We start from the raw sequence: 15,127 nt of genomic DNA on the forward strand, positions 1-15,127 counted from the left end.
GGGTCAAGTCACGCCACTCGTCAGAGGGTCGCGGGAAAGGACTCCAGGCCACGAATGAAGCGCGCCTTGTAGTCATCGAACTGCGGGCGGTCACGCTTGAAGGACTGGATCACCGCCGCCTCATCGAAGGTCAGCGCCCGAGGCAGGTCCTCGAGAGAGGTGGCTGGATGCTTGGGGCCCAGCCCGATCCGCACACCCGCCTTGCCCTCCAGCCAGCGCGTGATGCCGGCTTCACGGAAACGTGCCTCCTGCTCGGCATCCCGGGCATCGACACGCAGGGGGGCCTTGAGCGCCAGTTCGGCGACCAGGCGCTCGGCCGGCCGCGCCACGTGCTGGTGTTCCCGGTCCTGGTCAAGCTCGGCCAGCAGCATCACGGTCATGCTGCTGCCAACCTCGTCGAGCACCAGCAGGGCCAGCGCCAACGGACGCGACCCGTCATCCACCAGCGCCAGCACCCTGGCCGCCTCCTGCTTGACCAATACCCCCAGGGTACCGGCAAAGGTCGCCAGCGGCCTGAGGCCCGCTTGCTGGCCATAGGCCTCGGCGCACAGGCGGGCCAGGCAGGCCTCGCGCTGCTGGGGATTCTTGATATGTACGACTCTCATCTCGCGGCCCTCGCTTGGTCAGCGCCGGCACCATCTCCGGCGTCGAAATCGCGCAGCCTACCATATCCAGCCCATGGCGGATGGCGATACGCTATAGGCCGATTTCTCGCCGCCGGTGGACGGCACCCCGCAGACCAGGACGACCGTGCATGCCCCATCCCGACATCTCCTTGCCCCGCCTGATCGCCCATCGCGGCCTCTCCGCCCATGCCCCGGAGAACACGCTTTCCGCCGTACGCGCCGCCCACGCCGCGGGCATCGCCTGGGTGGAACTGGACGTGCAGCTACTTGGCGACGGGACGCCGGTGATCTGGCACGACGCCACGATCCGGCGCTGCTCCGATGGCCGCGGACGCCTGGCCGAGCTGGACCTGGCCGCGGTCCGCCGGCTCGACGCGGGCAGCTGGTTCGGCGACGTCTTCCTGGGCGAACGCATGGCCACCCTCGCCGAGATGCTCGCGCTGCTCGACGAACTGGCGATGGGCGTAAACCTGGAGCTCAAGGTGAATCGCGGCCGCGACCCGCTGGCCCTGGTGGAGGCCACCCTGCCCGCGGTGATGGACGTCCTGCCACCCGAGCAACGGCTCGTCTCCTCCTTCAACGACACGGCCCTGGCTCGAGCGCGCGACCTAGCCGGGCCAGACTCGCTGGCGCTGGGCGTGCTCTTCGAAGCGGTCGGCCGTGACTGGCGCCGACGCTGTGAACCAGTGCAGGCCTTGAGCGTGCATGCCGACTGGAAGCGCCTCAGTCGGATGCGCGCCAGCGAGGTCGTCAACGCAGGCTATCGGCTGCTCTGTTACACGGCCAACGATCCCACCGCCTTCGCCCCGCGCTGGCACTGGGGCGTCGAGTCGGTGATCAGCGATGACCCGGCGCGCTTCCTCGGCCATCTGCCCGAGGCCTGATCCCTTACCCCACAACAAGGCGGGCCGCCCCAAAAGGCGGCCCACCGCGTGGCAAGGCTGGCGTGCGCGATCAGCGCGTGACGGGCCCCGGCGCGAGGCTCTCGTCCGCCTCTACCGCCATGTCGTCCTCCACCGCGATCGGCTCCTCGGGTTCGGCGGCGCGCGCCCGGCGCGAGCGGTGCTCGACCATGAAATAGAGCACCAGGCCGACACCCAGCCCCCAGGCGGCCCCGTGGGTTGCCAGCACTACCCCCATGATGCCGGCCACGCCCATGGCCGTGGCATTGCGAATCTGCTCCACCGCCACGGCGATGCACAGGTAGCCGGTGATCAGCAGGGTGATCGACAGGGCGATGGGCAGCACCGGCCGGAACAGCGTGATCAGCGGCAGCATGAACAGCGCCAGGAAGCCCACGATCCAGAACACCGAGGCACCGGAGTAGATGGTATCCATCGCCTTGCGACCGTAGCGGTAGCGCTCGGCGATGGTCGCCATGGCACCAGTGAAGAGCGGGCCGGCGCGGCAGGAAAACCGACGGGGTTGAGGCCAGCGCCGTGCGGCGGACACGACCAAAGTACAAGGTTCAGGGCACGGCGACGAACACCCGCGAGCCCTCCACCTCGGCACTGGCCAGGCGCTGACCATAGACATGAAATAGAGCACCAGGCCGACACCCAGCCCCCAGGCGGCCCCGTGGGTTGCCAGCACTACCCCCATGATGCCGGCCACGCCCATGGCCGTGGCATTGCGAATCTGCTCCACCGCCACGGCGATGCACAGGTAGCCGGTGATCAGCAGGGTGATCGACAGGGCGATGGGCAGCACCGGCCGGAACAGCGTGATCAGCGGCAGCATGAACAGCGCCAGGAAGCCCACGATCCAGAACACCGAGGCACCGGAGTAGATGGTATCCATCGCCTTGCGACCGTAGCGGTAGCGCTCGGCGATGGTCGCCATGGCACCAGTGAAGAGCGGGCCGGCGCGGCAGGAAAACCGACGGGGTTGAGGCCAGCGCCGTGCGGCGGACACGACCAAAGTACAAGGTTCAGGGCACGGCGACGAACACCCGCGAGCCCTCCACCTCGGCACTGGCCAGGCGCTGACCATAGAGGCGCTCGAGGGCCGCCGGGACCAGCATGCGATCGGTCGGGCCCCAGCAGGCCTCGCCGCTTGGATAGAGCAGAAGCAGGTGATCGCACCAGCGAGCGGCCAGGTTGAGGTCATGCAGGCACATCATGACGGCGCGGCCGCCGGCCGCCTGCTCGTCCAGCAGCCGCATCACCGCCACCTGGTGGTGCAGGTCCAGATGATTGGTGGGTTCGTCGGCGAGCCAGACGCCCGGCTCCTGTGCCAGCAGGGTGGCGATCGCCAGCCGCTGGCGTTCGCCGCCGGAAAGGGTAGCCACCTGACGCCCCCCCAGCTCGGCCAGGTCGAGTCGCGCCAGGGCGCAATGGGCCAGCGCCAGGTCCTCGGCGGTTTCCATCTGCCACGGCGACAGCCAGGGGTGGCGGCCGATCAGGGCGGTCTCCTCCACCGTGGCAGGAAAGCCGTCGTGATGCTCCTGGAAGACCAGCCCCAGGCACTGGGCCACTCGGCGACGCCGCAGGCGTGTCAAGGGCACCCCGTCCACCTCCACCCGGCCGGCGCGCGACGGGCGCAGGCCAGCCAGGGTATGCAGCAGGGTGGTCTTGCCCGCCCCGTTGGGGCCCAGCACCCCCCAGACCTGACCCGGCAGCAGCGCGAGATCCAGAGGGTCCCCGCCGCTGCGGCCCGGCACGTCGATGACCAGTCCGTGGGTCTCCAGGCGACTCATCAGCGACTCCGATGCAGCAGGAAGAGGAAGACCGGCACGCCGAGCAAGGCGGTGATCACCCCCACCGGAAGCTGCTCAGGGGCAATCACCGTGCGCGCCAAGGTGTCGGCCAGCACCAGCAGGGTGCCGCCGGCCAGGGCGCAGGCGGGAAGAATCAGCCGCTGGTCATTACCCAGCACCAGGCGTAGCAGGTGCGGTACCACCAGCCCCACGAAGCCGATGCTTCCGGCCGTGGTCACGGCCACCGCGGTCATCAGGCTCGCCAGCAGGTAAACCAGCCACTCCAGGCGCCGTACCGGCACGCCCAGGGCCGCCGCCTGCAGCCCGCCACGAGCCAACACGTTGAGGCTTCGCCCGAGCGGCACCACCAGCAGGCAGACCAGCACCAGCAGGCCCAACGCGACGCCGGGGCCCCGCGCATGGGCCAGGTCGCCCATCAGCCAGTAGAGCATGCCTGGCAGCTGCCGGGCCGGGCTGAGCGACAGGATCAGGGTGATCACCGCCCCCCAACCGGAGGCGACGACCACGCCGGTGAGCAGCAGCCGCGAGGGGGTCCAGCTGCCGGTGCCATGGGCCAGGCCAAATACCAACAGGGTCGCCGTCAGGGCGCCGACAAAGGCCGACCCCGACACCAGCGCGCTGCCCAGCCCCGCCAGCATTGCAAGCAAAGCGCCCACTGCCGCGCCGCCGGAAAGCCCCAGCACATAGGGGTCCGCCAGCGGGTTACGCAGCAGCACCTGCATCAGGGCACCGGCCACCGCCAGCAGGCCGCCGGTGGCGAAGGCGGCCAGGGCACGCGGCAGGCGCAGCTCAAGGATCAGGGTGCGCGACATGTCATCCCCCCCACCCACAAGCACGGCGAGGCTATCCGTGAGGGGCACGGCGGCGCTGCCCAGGGCGACGGCGACGATCAGGGCCGCCAGGGCGGCCGCCGCCAACAGGCCCAGGGTCAATGCCAGCTGGCCAAGCGTCGGATGGCCATGAGCACAGACGCGCAGGCTAGCGCCGGCCACGCGCCACCTCCAGTCTGTCGCAGAGGCGCCGGCTGCCCTCGAGCAGGCGCGGCGTGGGCCGCTGGAGCAGCGACGGGGGGATGAAGAAGAGGTTGTCGCGGGCCACTGCGGTCAGCTCGGGAAAGCGCTGCCAGTCTTCCAGCCAGCGGCGATTCGCCTCCCCCCTCCCTCCGGCGAGTATCACCTCGGGGTCGGCCACCAGCAGAGCCTCCTCGTCGATGCGCGGCACCAGCCGCGCGAGGCCGCCAAAGACGTTCACACCCCCGCACAGCGTCACCACCTTGCCGATCAGGTGCTCGTCGTTGACGGTCATCAGCGGCGAATCCCATACCTGGTAGAACACCGGCACCGGGGGCGCATCGGCATAGCGCGCCGCCAGTTCGGCGAGCCCCTGGCGAAAGCGCTCGGCGGCCAGGCGTCCCTGCGCCTCGCGGCCCGCCAGTAACGCCAGCCGCTCGAGGGCCGTGGCGATACCCTCGAACGTTCGTGGCTCGATACGGAACACCGGAATGCCCAGCCGCTCGAGGCGCTCCATCTGTCCCGCCGGATTGCCGGTGACCCAGCCGATCACCAGGTCGGGCTGCAGCGCCACCAGCCGCTCCAGATCGAGACGATCATGGCTGCCCACCAAGGGCAGCTCGGACGCTTCAGGCGGATAGTCGCTGTGATCCACCACCGCTACCACCTGCTCCCCTGCTCCGGCGGCGAAGAGCAGCTCGGTCGCACCGGGCGACAGGGCGACGATGCGCTCGGCCGGAACGGTCAGGCAGATCTCCTGCTCGGCATCGTCGATGGCGCAGGCCTCGTCGGCAGCGGCCTGTTCGACGAGTCCGGCCATCAGCATGAGCAAGAGCCCGACCACGCCGGGCAGACGCTGTGTCACTCGCGGCTCCTTACGGGCCAAAATGGACGCTGACAAAGGCCGCGCGTCCCGCGTTGACATAGTCAAAGGGGATAGACGCGAAGGTTTCGGGATCGAACTCGGTGCCACGCGCGGTTGCATAATCCTTGTCCAGCGCATTGTCCAGCGTCAGGCGCGCGGACCACATCGGCGCAAAATCCCAGCCGGCGCGCAGATTGACGATGCCATAGCCGGCCAGGCGCTGCTGGTTGGCGCTGTCGTTGTAGCGATGGTTCTGAGCCACCCAGGACGCTCCCAGCGACCACTCCCCCAGCTCGCGATCGATATCGAAACGCAGACCCTGGCTGGCGCGGCGGGCAAGCCGGTTGCCGGTCTCTCGGTCCTCGGGGTCGGTATAGGTCAGTGCCGCTCCCAGCGTCCAGCCCTCGAGCTCGGCGCCGGCGGAAAGCTCGGCGCCGCGAATCCTGGCCTCATTGACATTGACGGGCCGAAAGCTGGCATCCAGGGCGATAAGGTCATCCACCTCGGTCTGGTAGGCGGCCAGGTCCCAGTACCAGGCGTCGTGCTGACCGCGGACGCCCAGTTCCAGGGTCCCGGAGGTTTCGGCTTCCAGTTCGGGGTTGCTGGAACCGGCGAAGGGGAAATAGAGCTCATTGAAGGTCGGGGCACGAAAGGCCGTTCCGTAACTGGCCCGCAGGGTATGACGGCCATCCAGCGCATAGCCCAGCGCCAGGCTGCCCGTCAGTTCTTCGCCGAACGCCTGATTGTCATCATGGCGCAGACTCAACTGGGTCGTTAGCGGCTGGAAATCCAGCAGCCCCTGGGCGAACACCGCCCGGTTGTCGCGACGCTCTTCCTTGAAGGCCAGCCCTGAGGTCTGGCTGTCGCCGAGGTCGTCCTCGCTGTACTCGGCGCCAAATACCACTTCATGGGGGCCCAGCGCCAGGGTGTTCTGCCAGTGGGCGGTCCGGGTCCGGGTCTCGAACCGCGAGCGGTAAGTCGGCGCGACGGTGTCGCGCTCGTCACGGGCGTCGCTCAAGGTCACCCTGCTGGTCCACAAATCGGTCACGGGCGCTTGCGCATAGACCGCTGCCACCTGCTGAATGAAGTCGTCCTCGGCCGGCCCGGAGGCATCGAATTCCGTGCTGCCACGGCCGCGCAGCGCCAGCATCCCGACCTCGGCCCGGCCCTCGAAGGTGTGGGAGAGTCGCACCAGGCCGGTGGTATTGTCATAGCCCTTGTCGTCGCCGTCACGGCGTACCGGTGCGCCCTCTGTATCGAAACGGCTGGCGGCGACATGGTAGCGCGTACCCCCCTCGGCACCCGAGAGGCTGGCGCTGACACGCTGGGACTCGAAGGAACCACCGCCGACGGAAATGCGCGGCCGGGGACCGCCCTCTTCGCCTTGCGGCGTGAACAGTTGGACCACGCCGCCCACCGCGTCGGCGCCGTAGAGGCTGCCGCGCGGTCCGCGAACGATCTCGGCGCGCTCGAACATTCGCGGATCCAGGAACTCCCAGGCCGCGGCCCCCGTGGTTGCCGCGCGCAGTCGGATGCCGTCGATCAGCAACACATTGGCATTGCTGCCGGTCCCGCGGATGAAGACGCTGCTCTGCTTGCCGAAGCTGCCCTGGGTGGTAACGTCCACGCCCGGCTGACCACGCAGCGCTTCGGCCACACTGACCGGATCCTGGCGGCGTAGCGCGGCCTCATCAATCACGGTGACTGACGAGAGGCTCTGGTCGGCGGTGCGGGGGGCCAGAGCGGCGGTCACGACCATCGGGTTGAGTTCGACGGCGGCAGACGCCGGGTCGGCGGTGTTCGACTGGGCGTGGACGGCCAGCGGGAGAGCAGCGAGGCCAAAGACAGCCAGGCCCTGGGCGGCGTGGTTTATGGTTTTCATGGTGTGTCCCTTGCTCACCGTGCTCACCCGCACGGCGTGATGGCGTATTGAGCGCCGAGGCGGCAAGGGGTCGAGGAAGAAGGACGAACGGAAAAGCGGCGCCGGTCCTGCCTCGAGGTCGCCCACCGCAACTCGGCATGAACTCTCGGGCCGGTCTCCGGGCTGACGAGTGCGTGCCGGGCATGAACAGACCCGACGTCCTGAACGACCGCCTTCCCGTGCCGCAGCACAGTGGCGTAATGGCCGCTCTTTCCTCGATCACCGTTGCGGGGGCAGCGTCGGAGTGCAATCACCGACTTCCCGTTTCACTGGTGGACGCATCCACCAGCACCTGAGAGTGCGCGTAAGCTAGCAACCCCCCGCCGAAGCGTCAACGCGCATCATGGGCCAGGTTGACCTGGCGCAGCTGACCGGCCGACAGGCTGAGCATGATCCACGCCCTCGCCGGCACCCCCGGTGGGTACGCTGGTCCCACCGGTGATTCCCGGCCTCACCGACCATGAGCTGGAACGCCTGATCGAGGCTTATAGTATCTCCTCGATGGGGTAGACGTAGACCAGGTAGAGATAGAAGAACAGCAGCGAGAGGGTGAGGATGATGACGCCGAGCACCGGCGAGCTGAGCTTGATACCGCTCGGGCTTGCCTCGAGGGTCGTGCGCGTATCGGCGTCACTGCCCCCCTTGAAGCCTTGGCGAAACTGCAACCAGGAAAAGTAGATGCCCACCCCCACCAGGCTGACCACCAACAGGAAGATGATCTTCGACGAGAGGAGTTGCCAGGCGAAGACGCGACGACGGTGATCAAAGCCTTCGCTGCGATAGTCGTAATAGGCCTGCAGCGCCCGACGCTGTGAGGCGCGTCCCTGCTCGTCGAGTCTGGCCGGGTCGATCATCACCGGAGCGAAGCGCGTCTCCTCCTCATCCAGTGCCTTGACCATCTCGGCGATACGGCCATCTGGCGCCACCGACGCTTCCTGGCCCATGGCGAGTGGGACACAGCACAATCCCATCAGCAGCATGACCACGACCGGTCTCATGGCCCACCTCCTACTGCGACGCCGTCAGGAAGTTCAGACTGCGCAGCCGCCAGTCGATCCGGTTGTAATAGTCCTTGCCCGCCTCGGTCTGCCGATAGGCATCGAACTCGGCCTCGCTGAGGATATTGCGCAACAGGCCCAGGAGTTGATCGCCAATCTCCTCCCCCCAGCCACTCAGTTCCTCCGGTAGCAGTGGGAGGTCGGCTCCGGGTACCTGAATCATCAGCGCCACGGACACTGTGCCGTCGGGAGCAACAGTCTCGATGCTGCCGTCGGGCCGCTGGCGACGAATCCGACCATCCGGGTAACGCGTCTCGAAGGTACCGTCCTCGAGAATCCGACGCTGTATCCCGGTCTCCTCGGGAGGCGCCACGGCCTCAGGCAGGGGGCGCAAACGGTCCTCGCCGAGGACCCGCAGATCCCCCAGGGTGAAGCGAGAGGAGAGCTGAGCAGACGGCAAGATCGCCTCGCGAACCGGACGTCTCTCCAACATCCGCGGCTCCACGGGGAGTTGCTCCCGAGGAGCCGCAATGATCGTCAGTGAATCGCTCTGCTGGGCAAGGGCAGAAGTCACGAAAAGCGGGCAAAGGCAGAGGGCCAATATCCACCAACGGAATGAACAGCACTGACGCAGAGACCAAGGCATGATCACCTCCCACCGCCGAGCGGTATCGGGTGTCAACTCCGCAAGCAAGAGAGGGGAGCTGGCGCGTGCATGAGCAAACATCTTGAGTCTAGCAGACCCCCACGTCGTAGCCGGTGAATGTGCACCGGTTGATCGCCGGGATGGCGACTCCTAACAGGCCCCTCCAAAAGGGCCTGTGCTGGTTGATGGAGGGAGAAAAGATCTCACGAAACGGGCTCAGGGAATCAGCACCGCGGCGCCGGAAAGCCGCCCCTCGCGCAGATCGTCCAGTGCCTGGTTGGCCTGTTCCAGCGGGTAGGCCTGGGTCTCGGTATTGATGGGCACCTCGGGCGCGAGCGTCAGAAACTCCTCGCCATCGCGACGGGTAAGGTTGGCTACCGACTTCACCGAGCGCTCCTCCCACAGCAGGCGGTAAGGGAAGCTCGGAATATCGGACATGTGGATGCCGCCGGAAACCACCGCGCCGCCAGGTCGAACCGCGGCCAGCGCCGAGGGCACAAGCGCCCCCACCGGAGCGAAGAGCAAGGCGGCATCCAGGCGTTCGGGCGAGGCTTCGTCGCTGCCGCCGGCCCAGACGGCACCGAGCCGGCGCGCGAAGTCCTGGGCCTGGGTATCACCGGGTCGGGTGAAGGCATAAATCTCCTGCCCTCGAGCGACGGCCAGCTGAGCCAGGATATGCGCCGCGGCGCCAAAACCGTAGATGCCAAGCCGGCGGTTCGACTCTCCGCCGGCCAGCCGCCAGGTGCGATAGCCGATCAGGCCGGCACACAGCAGCGGCGCTGCGGCCTGGGCATCCTCGACGTCCAGGGGAAAGCAGTAGCGAGCATCGGCCACACAGTACTCCGCATAGCCACCGTCGCGGGTGTAACCGGTGAACTCGGCCCGTTCACAGAGGTTCTCGCGACCAGCCCGGCAGGACTCGCACTCGCCGCAGGTCCAGCCCAGCCAGGGTACGCCGACCCGTGTGCCAGGGGCCGGCGTCTGGACGCCCTCCCCCAGCGCCGTGACCTCACCCACGATCTCATGACCGGGAATCAGCGGGAGTCGGGGCTCGGAGAGCTCGCCGTCGAGCACGTGAAGATCGGTCCGGCAGACCCCGCAGGCCAACACGCGAACCTGGACGTCGCCAGGGCCCGGGGTGGGGCGTGCAACGTGTTCAAGTTCAAGGGGCTTGCCCGCAGCATGCAGGCGCATGGCGCGCATGGAATCGCTCATCGATCATTCTCCTGCTGATGCATGTATTCACTGCCAGCAGGATAGTCCAGGCCTCAGGCGGCGACCTTGACCTCGTACCCGGTAAACTTGCGCAGATTGATCACGCCGCTGTCGAGGATCAGGTACTGACCCTTGATCCCCAGCAGCGTGCCGGCAACGCTGGGATTCTTGTCCAGGTTGTGGGAAACCACCTTGGTGGGAAACGCCAGCACCGGATAGTTGAAGCTCAGCGGCGCCTCATCGAGACAACGGATGGCGTCGGCGCCGAAGCGCTCGCGAAGGTTATCGAGGCCGCTTTCCAGGCGCGCCATCAGGCGATCACGCTCGGTGGCCAGGTCGAGGCGTTCGGTCGTGCCCTTGAGCATGGCGCGCCAGTTGGTGCGATCCGAGACCTGCTCCTTGAACAGCACCTCGACGAAGCCCGACTGCTGGCGAGTATCGACCTCGAGGATCGGCAGCGCCTGCACCGCCCCCTGGTCGAGCCAGCGAGTCGGCATCTGGCTGGCTCGGGTGATGCCGACCTTGAGCCCCGAGGCGTTGGCCAGGTAGACCACGTGGGGCTGGAAGCAGTGGCGCTCGGCCCAGTCGGGCTCGCGACAGGTGCCCTCGAAGAAGTGGCAGAGTTCGGGCTTCATGATGCAGGTATCGCACTGGGCGAGACGCTTGAAACACGGATAGCAATGGCCCTGGGCGAAGCTCTTGCGGGTCGCTCGGCCGCAGTGCGTGCAGGCGATGGCACCGGTCCACTCCAGTCGAAAGGGCTTGCCGAGGCAGGCGTTGAGGTCGATTCTCGCCTCGCCGGCGCGCAGCACATAGCGGGCCGGATCCCCCGCTTCGACGGCCATCTTGCTCAGGCAGCCCTGCAGCACCGTGGCGGCCTCGATCGACTCAGTCACGGCTGGCATCCCGCGCCAGGCCGGCCCGCTCGGGGGGCACGTCGCTGCCGCTGCTGGCGCTACCGCAGGTGCGTCGCTGCAGGTAGCCGACCCGCTGCTCCTCGGGCACCTGATTTTCCACCTCATAGCGCATCACCGCCTCGAGGCACAGCTCGGTCTGCTCGGCCGTCAGCATCCGGCCATCCGGCCACTTGCGCAGTGACACGGCCCGCTTGAGGCTCTCATAAATCGACGGGGTCATCTGCTGGATCATGCGATCGAAGGACATCTCGCTCATGACGGGTTCTCTCAGGATTGACGGCGGGCACAGCCCGAATGATACCAGCCCAGCGCCAGGCCCACGACCAGCCCACCCAGGTGCGCCTCGTTGGCCACGTTGCCGAACCCCACCGTGGCGGCCATGTCGGTCATCGCGAAGACCAGCCAGCCCAGCATGAAGACCACCAGCATCTGGGGCACGAAGAAACCGCTGCGCGGCGCGCGCCACGACATCAGCCAGACATAGGCCAGCAGCGCGAAGTCGACGCCGGACATGCCGCCGAACAGCACGGTTCCGGTGGCGTACTGGGCCAGATTGGCACCGAGGCCGGCGAAGAGCAGCAGGGTCAGCATCCGTCGGCTGCCCTGAAGCGCCTCCACCTGGCGACCGAAATACCACAGCCACAGCATGTTGAAGATCAGGTGCATCCAGCCGAAGTGCAGGAAGGCCGGGGATAGCAGCCGCCAAAGCTGGCCCGAGGCGAGCGCATCGCCGAGGTTGCCAAAGGCCAGGCCGCCATTGGCGACCACCACCGGCACGATGGTCAGCGCCGCGATCACGCGATCGCCGAGCACCCCGATGGCAGCGAAGACCACCAGGCAAAGTCCCAGCGCCAGGGAGGTCACGGGCACCTGACGAAAGGGACCGAGCAGCTCGGCGTGGGAGCGCCTCGCGGCCGGCTCTCGTTCGGGCATCAGCGGCTCACCCTGCCGCCAGCGCTCGAGCAACTTGAGCATCGGGTCATGCTGCTCGGGGTCAACCAGCCACAGCACCTGCCCATCAGCCTCCTCGGTAATGCGGTGGCCGATGCGATGGGCCCACAGGGCGCGTCGCAGTTCACGGGTATCGACATCGTGGGGCAGCTGAATTACCCGATACATGGCGTCTCCAGGAGGTGGCGAAACCGGGCTGACGGCGCATTCGAACCACGCAAAGAAAAAGTCCGGCGGAGGGGGCCGCCGGACAAGAGCAAGGGATCATTCAAGGGAACACCTACTCTGACGGCGGGGGTTGTCGGGAGTTCAATCCGGTGTGGCATCTTTGTTGTAACAAATTGTATCAATCGAAATCGATCTCCCAGGGCTGCGGCCGGGCTTCTTCCTCGCGAGGTACCCGTATCCACACGAAGTGATCGGCATCGAGCGTGGCCTCGCCGCTCCAGCGGTAGGCCACCAGGCGACCGAACTTGACCGCGCTATAGTCCAGGCAGGCGACATTGACGGCGGGTAGCGCCGGAATTCCCTCGCACCAGTAGTGACCGATGAACAGCGGCGGCTGCTCGGGTCCATAGAAGCTCAGGCGCGAGCGCTGCTCATCGGTGAGTTCGCGCTGTTCCAGGTCGTCGGGCAAGTTGTCGGGCTGGAAGATCACATCGCCCCAGGTCTGCGGCTGCCGAGCCCAGAAGTGAGCACGAAAGCTGCGTCGGGTGAAGCCATCGCCCGAGTGGAGCTCAACGCCTTCCGGCAGGGGAAGGTGGGTGCCCCGCGTCAGGCGGTCGAGGATACGGAACGCCTGGGTGCCCGGCACCACCGAGTCGACCAGGAAGTCCCTGTCGATACGCGCATCGGGGCGCACTCGGCGCAGGGCGTCCACGAGCGGCTGATCCCAGCACGCATGCACCACGCGCAGACCGTCAAGCTCCAGGCACAGCGGAATGTCCAGGAACCAGGCAAGCGTCTCCTCCCACTCCTGGGGGTGGTCGTGATACTGCTCCAGGGTCTCCTTGATGATGCGGTTGTGGCGCGGTGTGTGCTCACGCAACCACTCTCGTCCCAGACTCGCCGGAGCGCGATGGCAGTAGGCCAGGGCATTGTATTCATGGTTGCCCATGACAATATGGGCCTCGCCCTCTTCCACCATCCGCCGGGCAATGGTGACGGCAAGACGGATGCGCGGACCTCGGTCGATCAGGTCGCCCAGGAAGATCACCTTGCGGCGCGGATGGCGATAGACGCCGCCACGCTGGTGGTAGCCAAGGCGCTCGAGCAGTGAGCCCAGTGTTGCGCCGCAACCATGGACATCACCGATCAGGTCGTAGCCTTCGAGGCCCCCTTGCATGCTCACGTCGCTCTCCTCACCTCAGTCCCCCAGGCGGTTGCTCCAGCCCAGCTTGCTGCGCAGGACCTCGTAGAAGTTGTGGCCCAGCGGATGAACCAGCTGCACGCGCCGGGGCTTGCGCCGGATCACCAGCACATCATCGGGCTTGGCCACCGCGCGAGTCTGGCCATCGCAGCTGATATGCGGATAGGTCTGATTGGTCTCACCGATATGGATGCGGATCTCGCTGGCCGCATCGATGGCAATGGGACGACTCGACAGGGTATGCGGGAACATCGGTACCAGGGTGATGACATCGAGCTTGGGATGCATGATCGGTCCGCCACCGGAGAGTGCATAGGCCGTGGAGCCGGTGGGGGTGGCGATAATCAGGCCATCGCTGCGCTGGCTATAGACGAACTGGTTGTCGATGAACAGCTCGAACTCGATCATGCGCACCGCCTTTCCGGGGTGCAGCACGATCTCGTTGAGGGCATCGCCATTGCCGACCTGAACGCCCCCTCGATAGAGCTCGGAATCCAGCAGGAACCGCTCCTCGAGTTCAAAGCGGCCCTCGAGCACCTCGCCGACCCGGGCCTCGATCTCGTCAGGCGAAATATCGGTGAGAAAGCCCAGGCGACCCCGGTTGACGCCCAGCACCAAGGTGCCACTGTGGCAGAGGGTCCGGGCGGCGCCGAGCAGACTGCCATCACCACCGACCACGATCACCAGGTCACAGAGTTCGCCGAGCAGGCGGCGACTGGCCTCGGGATGGCCATGGTCGAGCAGGACCGTGGCGGTCCTGTCCTCGATGATGACATGATAGCCACCGGCGTCGAGGAAGCGGATCAGGCGCTTGAGGGTGTCGACCACCTTGGCACTACCCAGGCGACCGATCAGACCAATGTTCTTGAAGGTTGGCATGCGCAGGCCTCTCGCTTCGCGGCCGGTCATTATGGCGACTGGCCGCGAGGCGGGCAAACCGGCTCAAGCCGCCCTGAAGTCGCGGCGTTTCAGCCACCACTCATTGAGCACCAGCGAGCCGAGGATGATGGCACCCCCCAGTCCCAGGCGCACGAGGTCGGCATCGCGATTCCAGATCGCCAGATTGACCAGCAGGCCCGCGGGAACCAGAGCGTTGTTCATGATCGCCAAGGCACCGGCGTCGACACGCGTGGCGCCCAGGTTCCAGAGGAAGTAGCCGAGGCCTGAGGCGACCAGCCCCAGCCACAGCAACACGCCCCATTGGACGCCGGTGGTGGGCATCGCCGCGGCATTGCCCAGCAGTGCGAAAACGGGTAACGCCACCGCCAGGGCGCCGAGGTAGAACCAGCCGAAGACGCTGTAACGGGGCAGTGAATCGGGCAGGCTCGACGATAAGCGCCGATAGCCCACCTGGCCGAGGGCGAAACAGAGGTTGGCGCCCTGAACCACCAGAAATCCTGTCCAGAAGCCGCTGTCGAGACCCTGATAGCGGATGACGGCCGCCCCCAGCACGGCCAGCGACGCGGTAAGCAAGTAGAAGGGCGTGAAGCGCCCGAAAAGCGCATCGTCGAGCAGGGCGATGTAGATCGGCGTGAAGATGGTGAACAGCAGCACCTCCGGCACCGAGAGCAGCAGGAAAGACTGGTAGAAGAAGAGGTACATGATGCCGAGCTGCACGGCGCCCAACCCCATCAGCGCAATACGCTGACGACCGCGCAACAACGAGGGCCGCAGGAAAGGCAGGAAGACCAGTGCTGCCAGGCCGATCCGCATCAGGACCGCAAAGTAACTGTCTACCTGTCCGGCCAGGTAGACGCCGATTAACGAAAACGAGAACGCCCAGAGGACGGTAACACCGACGAGAAGGCCCAAGGTCAACTCCTGATAGGTGAAAAGTTGACAGCGATTATACCTATCGTGGTCACCAAGCAAAGCCTACCGGACGCGAAG

The 15,127-nt window shown here is 66.6% G+C and carries 16 protein-coding genes and 1 riboswitch; of the genes, 1 reads left to right on the forward strand and 15 read right to left on the reverse strand.

Translation table 11 applies throughout. The features are described 5' to 3' along the window. Nucleotides 1-20: 20 nt before the first annotated feature. The gene (locus FHR95_RS05690) at nucleotides 21-605 is read right to left on the reverse strand and encodes a hypothetical protein (protein WP_040187668.1); all 585 of its coding nucleotides are present in this window, start codon (nucleotides 603-605) and stop codon (nucleotides 21-23) included. 149 nt (nucleotides 606-754) lie between these two features. On the opposite strand from FHR95_RS05690, the gene FHR95_RS05695 reads away from it, so the two are divergent. Beyond that, nucleotides 755-1,510, forward strand: coding sequence for a glycerophosphodiester phosphodiesterase family protein (locus FHR95_RS05695; protein ID WP_183313679.1), 756 nt, complete (start codon nucleotides 755-757; stop codon nucleotides 1,508-1,510). A gap of 70 nt (nucleotides 1,511-1,580) precedes the next feature. Here the strand turns inward: FHR95_RS05695 and FHR95_RS17115 are convergent, their stop codons facing one another. The 14 genes from FHR95_RS17115 to FHR95_RS05770 all read right to left on the reverse strand — a co-directional run bounded on the left by FHR95_RS17115 (nucleotide 1,581) and on the right by FHR95_RS05770 (nucleotide 15,049). After that, complete coding sequence (locus tag FHR95_RS17115) at nucleotides 1,581-2,468, reverse strand: hypothetical protein (protein WP_246378382.1); 888 nt, start codon at nucleotides 2,466-2,468, stop codon at nucleotides 1,581-1,583. A gap of 88 nt (nucleotides 2,469-2,556) precedes the next feature. Further along, nucleotides 2,557-3,324 (reverse strand): ABC transporter ATP-binding protein, encoded by a 768-nt coding sequence (locus tag FHR95_RS05710; RefSeq protein WP_183313680.1) that lies wholly within the window; start codon nucleotides 3,322-3,324, stop codon nucleotides 2,557-2,559. Beyond that, nucleotides 3,324-4,271: a FecCD family ABC transporter permease gene (locus tag FHR95_RS05715; RefSeq protein ID WP_221199237.1), complete on the reverse strand. Its 948-nt coding sequence runs from the start codon at nucleotides 4,269-4,271 to the stop codon at nucleotides 3,324-3,326. The genes FHR95_RS05710 and FHR95_RS05715 overlap by 1 nt, the downstream gene beginning before the upstream one ends. 52 nt (nucleotides 4,272-4,323) lie before the next feature. Then, complete coding sequence (locus FHR95_RS05720; protein ID WP_040187717.1) at nucleotides 4,324-5,181, reverse strand: cobalamin-binding protein; 858 nt, start codon at nucleotides 5,179-5,181, stop codon at nucleotides 4,324-4,326. 49 nt (nucleotides 5,182-5,230) lie between these two features. Further along, nucleotides 5,231-7,102 carry a TonB-dependent receptor domain-containing protein gene (locus FHR95_RS05725; protein ID WP_183313681.1) on the reverse strand — a complete coding sequence of 624 codons (1,872 nt, stop codon included), beginning with the start codon at nucleotides 7,100-7,102 and terminating at the stop codon, nucleotides 5,231-5,233. Nucleotides 7,103-7,233: 131 nt separating this feature from the next. Next, a riboswitch (cobalamin riboswitch) is annotated at nucleotides 7,234-7,452 on the reverse strand. 174 nt (nucleotides 7,453-7,626) lie between these two features. Then, nucleotides 7,627-8,139: a hypothetical protein gene (locus FHR95_RS05730; protein WP_183313682.1), complete on the reverse strand. Its 513-nt coding sequence runs from the start codon at nucleotides 8,137-8,139 to the stop codon at nucleotides 7,627-7,629. A 10-nt stretch (nucleotides 8,140-8,149) separates the two neighbouring features. Then, complete coding sequence (locus FHR95_RS05735) at nucleotides 8,150-8,632, reverse strand: T-complex 10 C-terminal domain-containing protein (protein WP_040187674.1); 483 nt, start codon at nucleotides 8,630-8,632, stop codon at nucleotides 8,150-8,152. 369 nt (nucleotides 8,633-9,001) lie between these two features. Then, nucleotides 9,002-10,000 carry a zinc-dependent alcohol dehydrogenase family protein gene (locus FHR95_RS05740; protein ID WP_098180677.1) on the reverse strand — a complete coding sequence of 333 codons (999 nt, stop codon included), beginning with the start codon at nucleotides 9,998-10,000 and terminating at the stop codon, nucleotides 9,002-9,004. Between the two features lie 53 nt (nucleotides 10,001-10,053). Further along, nucleotides 10,054-10,905, reverse strand: coding sequence for a DUF2797 domain-containing protein (locus tag FHR95_RS05745; protein WP_040187675.1), 852 nt, complete (start codon nucleotides 10,903-10,905; stop codon nucleotides 10,054-10,056). Continuing rightward, the gene (locus tag FHR95_RS05750; protein ID WP_183313683.1) at nucleotides 10,889-11,173 is read right to left on the reverse strand and encodes a YeaC family protein; all 285 of its coding nucleotides are present in this window, start codon (nucleotides 11,171-11,173) and stop codon (nucleotides 10,889-10,891) included. Before FHR95_RS05750 ends, FHR95_RS05745 begins: the two co-directional genes overlap by 17 nt. Nucleotides 11,174-11,184: 11 nt before the next feature. Beyond that, entirely contained in the window at nucleotides 11,185-12,036 is an 852-nt protein-coding gene (locus tag FHR95_RS05755) for a rhomboid family intramembrane serine protease (protein ID WP_040187677.1), read from the reverse strand. A 178-nt stretch (nucleotides 12,037-12,214) separates the two neighbouring features. Beyond that, entirely contained in the window at nucleotides 12,215-13,213 is a 999-nt protein-coding gene (locus tag FHR95_RS05760; RefSeq protein ID WP_183313746.1) for a metallophosphoesterase, read from the reverse strand. Between the two features lie 21 nt (nucleotides 13,214-13,234). Further along, a complete protein-coding gene (locus FHR95_RS05765) occupies nucleotides 13,235-14,116 on the reverse strand; it encodes an NAD(+) kinase (protein ID WP_040187719.1) in 882 nt (293 codons plus the stop codon). A 63-nt stretch (nucleotides 14,117-14,179) separates the two neighbouring features. After that, a complete protein-coding gene (locus tag FHR95_RS05770) occupies nucleotides 14,180-15,049 on the reverse strand; it encodes a DMT family transporter (protein WP_183313684.1) in 870 nt (289 codons plus the stop codon). Nucleotides 15,050-15,127: the final 78 nt, after the last annotated feature.

It is taken from the genome of Halomonas fontilapidosi (assembly GCF_014192285.1).
Lineage (GTDB): Bacteria > Pseudomonadota > Gammaproteobacteria > Pseudomonadales > Halomonadaceae > Halomonas > Halomonas fontilapidosi.

Bases quoted from the DNA above. Each gene is read 5' to 3' on its own strand.
- FHR95_RS05690 (WP_040187668.1), bottom strand. From the start codon at position 605: ATGAGAGTCGTACATATCAAGAATCCCCAGCAGCGCGAGGCCTGCCTG.
- FHR95_RS05695 (WP_183313679.1), top strand. From the start codon at position 755: ATGCCCCATCCCGACATCTCCTTGCCCCGCCTGATCGCCCATCGCGGC.
- FHR95_RS17115 (WP_246378382.1), bottom strand. From the start codon at position 2,468: ATGGCGACCATCGCCGAGCGCTACCGCTACGGTCGCAAGGCGATGGAT.
- FHR95_RS05710 (WP_183313680.1), bottom strand. From the start codon at position 3,324: ATGAGTCGCCTGGAGACCCACGGACTGGTCATCGACGTGCCGGGCCGC.
- FHR95_RS05720 (WP_040187717.1), bottom strand. From the start codon at position 5,181: ATGCTGATGGCCGGACTCGTCGAACAGGCCGCTGCCGACGAGGCCTGC.
- FHR95_RS05725 (WP_183313681.1), bottom strand. From the start codon at position 7,102: ATGAAAACCATAAACCACGCCGCCCAGGGCCTGGCTGTCTTTGGCCTC.
- FHR95_RS05730 (WP_183313682.1), bottom strand. From the start codon at position 8,139: ATGAGACCGGTCGTGGTCATGCTGCTGATGGGATTGTGCTGTGTCCCA.
- FHR95_RS05735 (WP_040187674.1), bottom strand. From the start codon at position 8,632: ATGTTGGAGAGACGTCCGGTTCGCGAGGCGATCTTGCCGTCTGCTCAG.
- FHR95_RS05740 (WP_098180677.1), bottom strand. From the start codon at position 10,000: ATGAGCGATTCCATGCGCGCCATGCGCCTGCATGCTGCGGGCAAGCCC.
- FHR95_RS05745 (WP_040187675.1), bottom strand. From the start codon at position 10,905: ATGCCAGCCGTGACTGAGTCGATCGAGGCCGCCACGGTGCTGCAGGGC.
- FHR95_RS05750 (WP_183313683.1), bottom strand. From the start codon at position 11,173: ATGAGCGAGATGTCCTTCGATCGCATGATCCAGCAGATGACCCCGTCG.
- FHR95_RS05755 (WP_040187677.1), bottom strand. From the start codon at position 12,036: ATGTATCGGGTAATTCAGCTGCCCCACGATGTCGATACCCGTGAACTG.
- FHR95_RS05760 (WP_183313746.1), bottom strand. From the start codon at position 13,213: ATGCAAGGGGGCCTCGAAGGCTACGACCTGATCGGTGATGTCCATGGT.
- FHR95_RS05765 (WP_040187719.1), bottom strand. From the start codon at position 14,116: ATGCCAACCTTCAAGAACATTGGTCTGATCGGTCGCCTGGGTAGTGCC.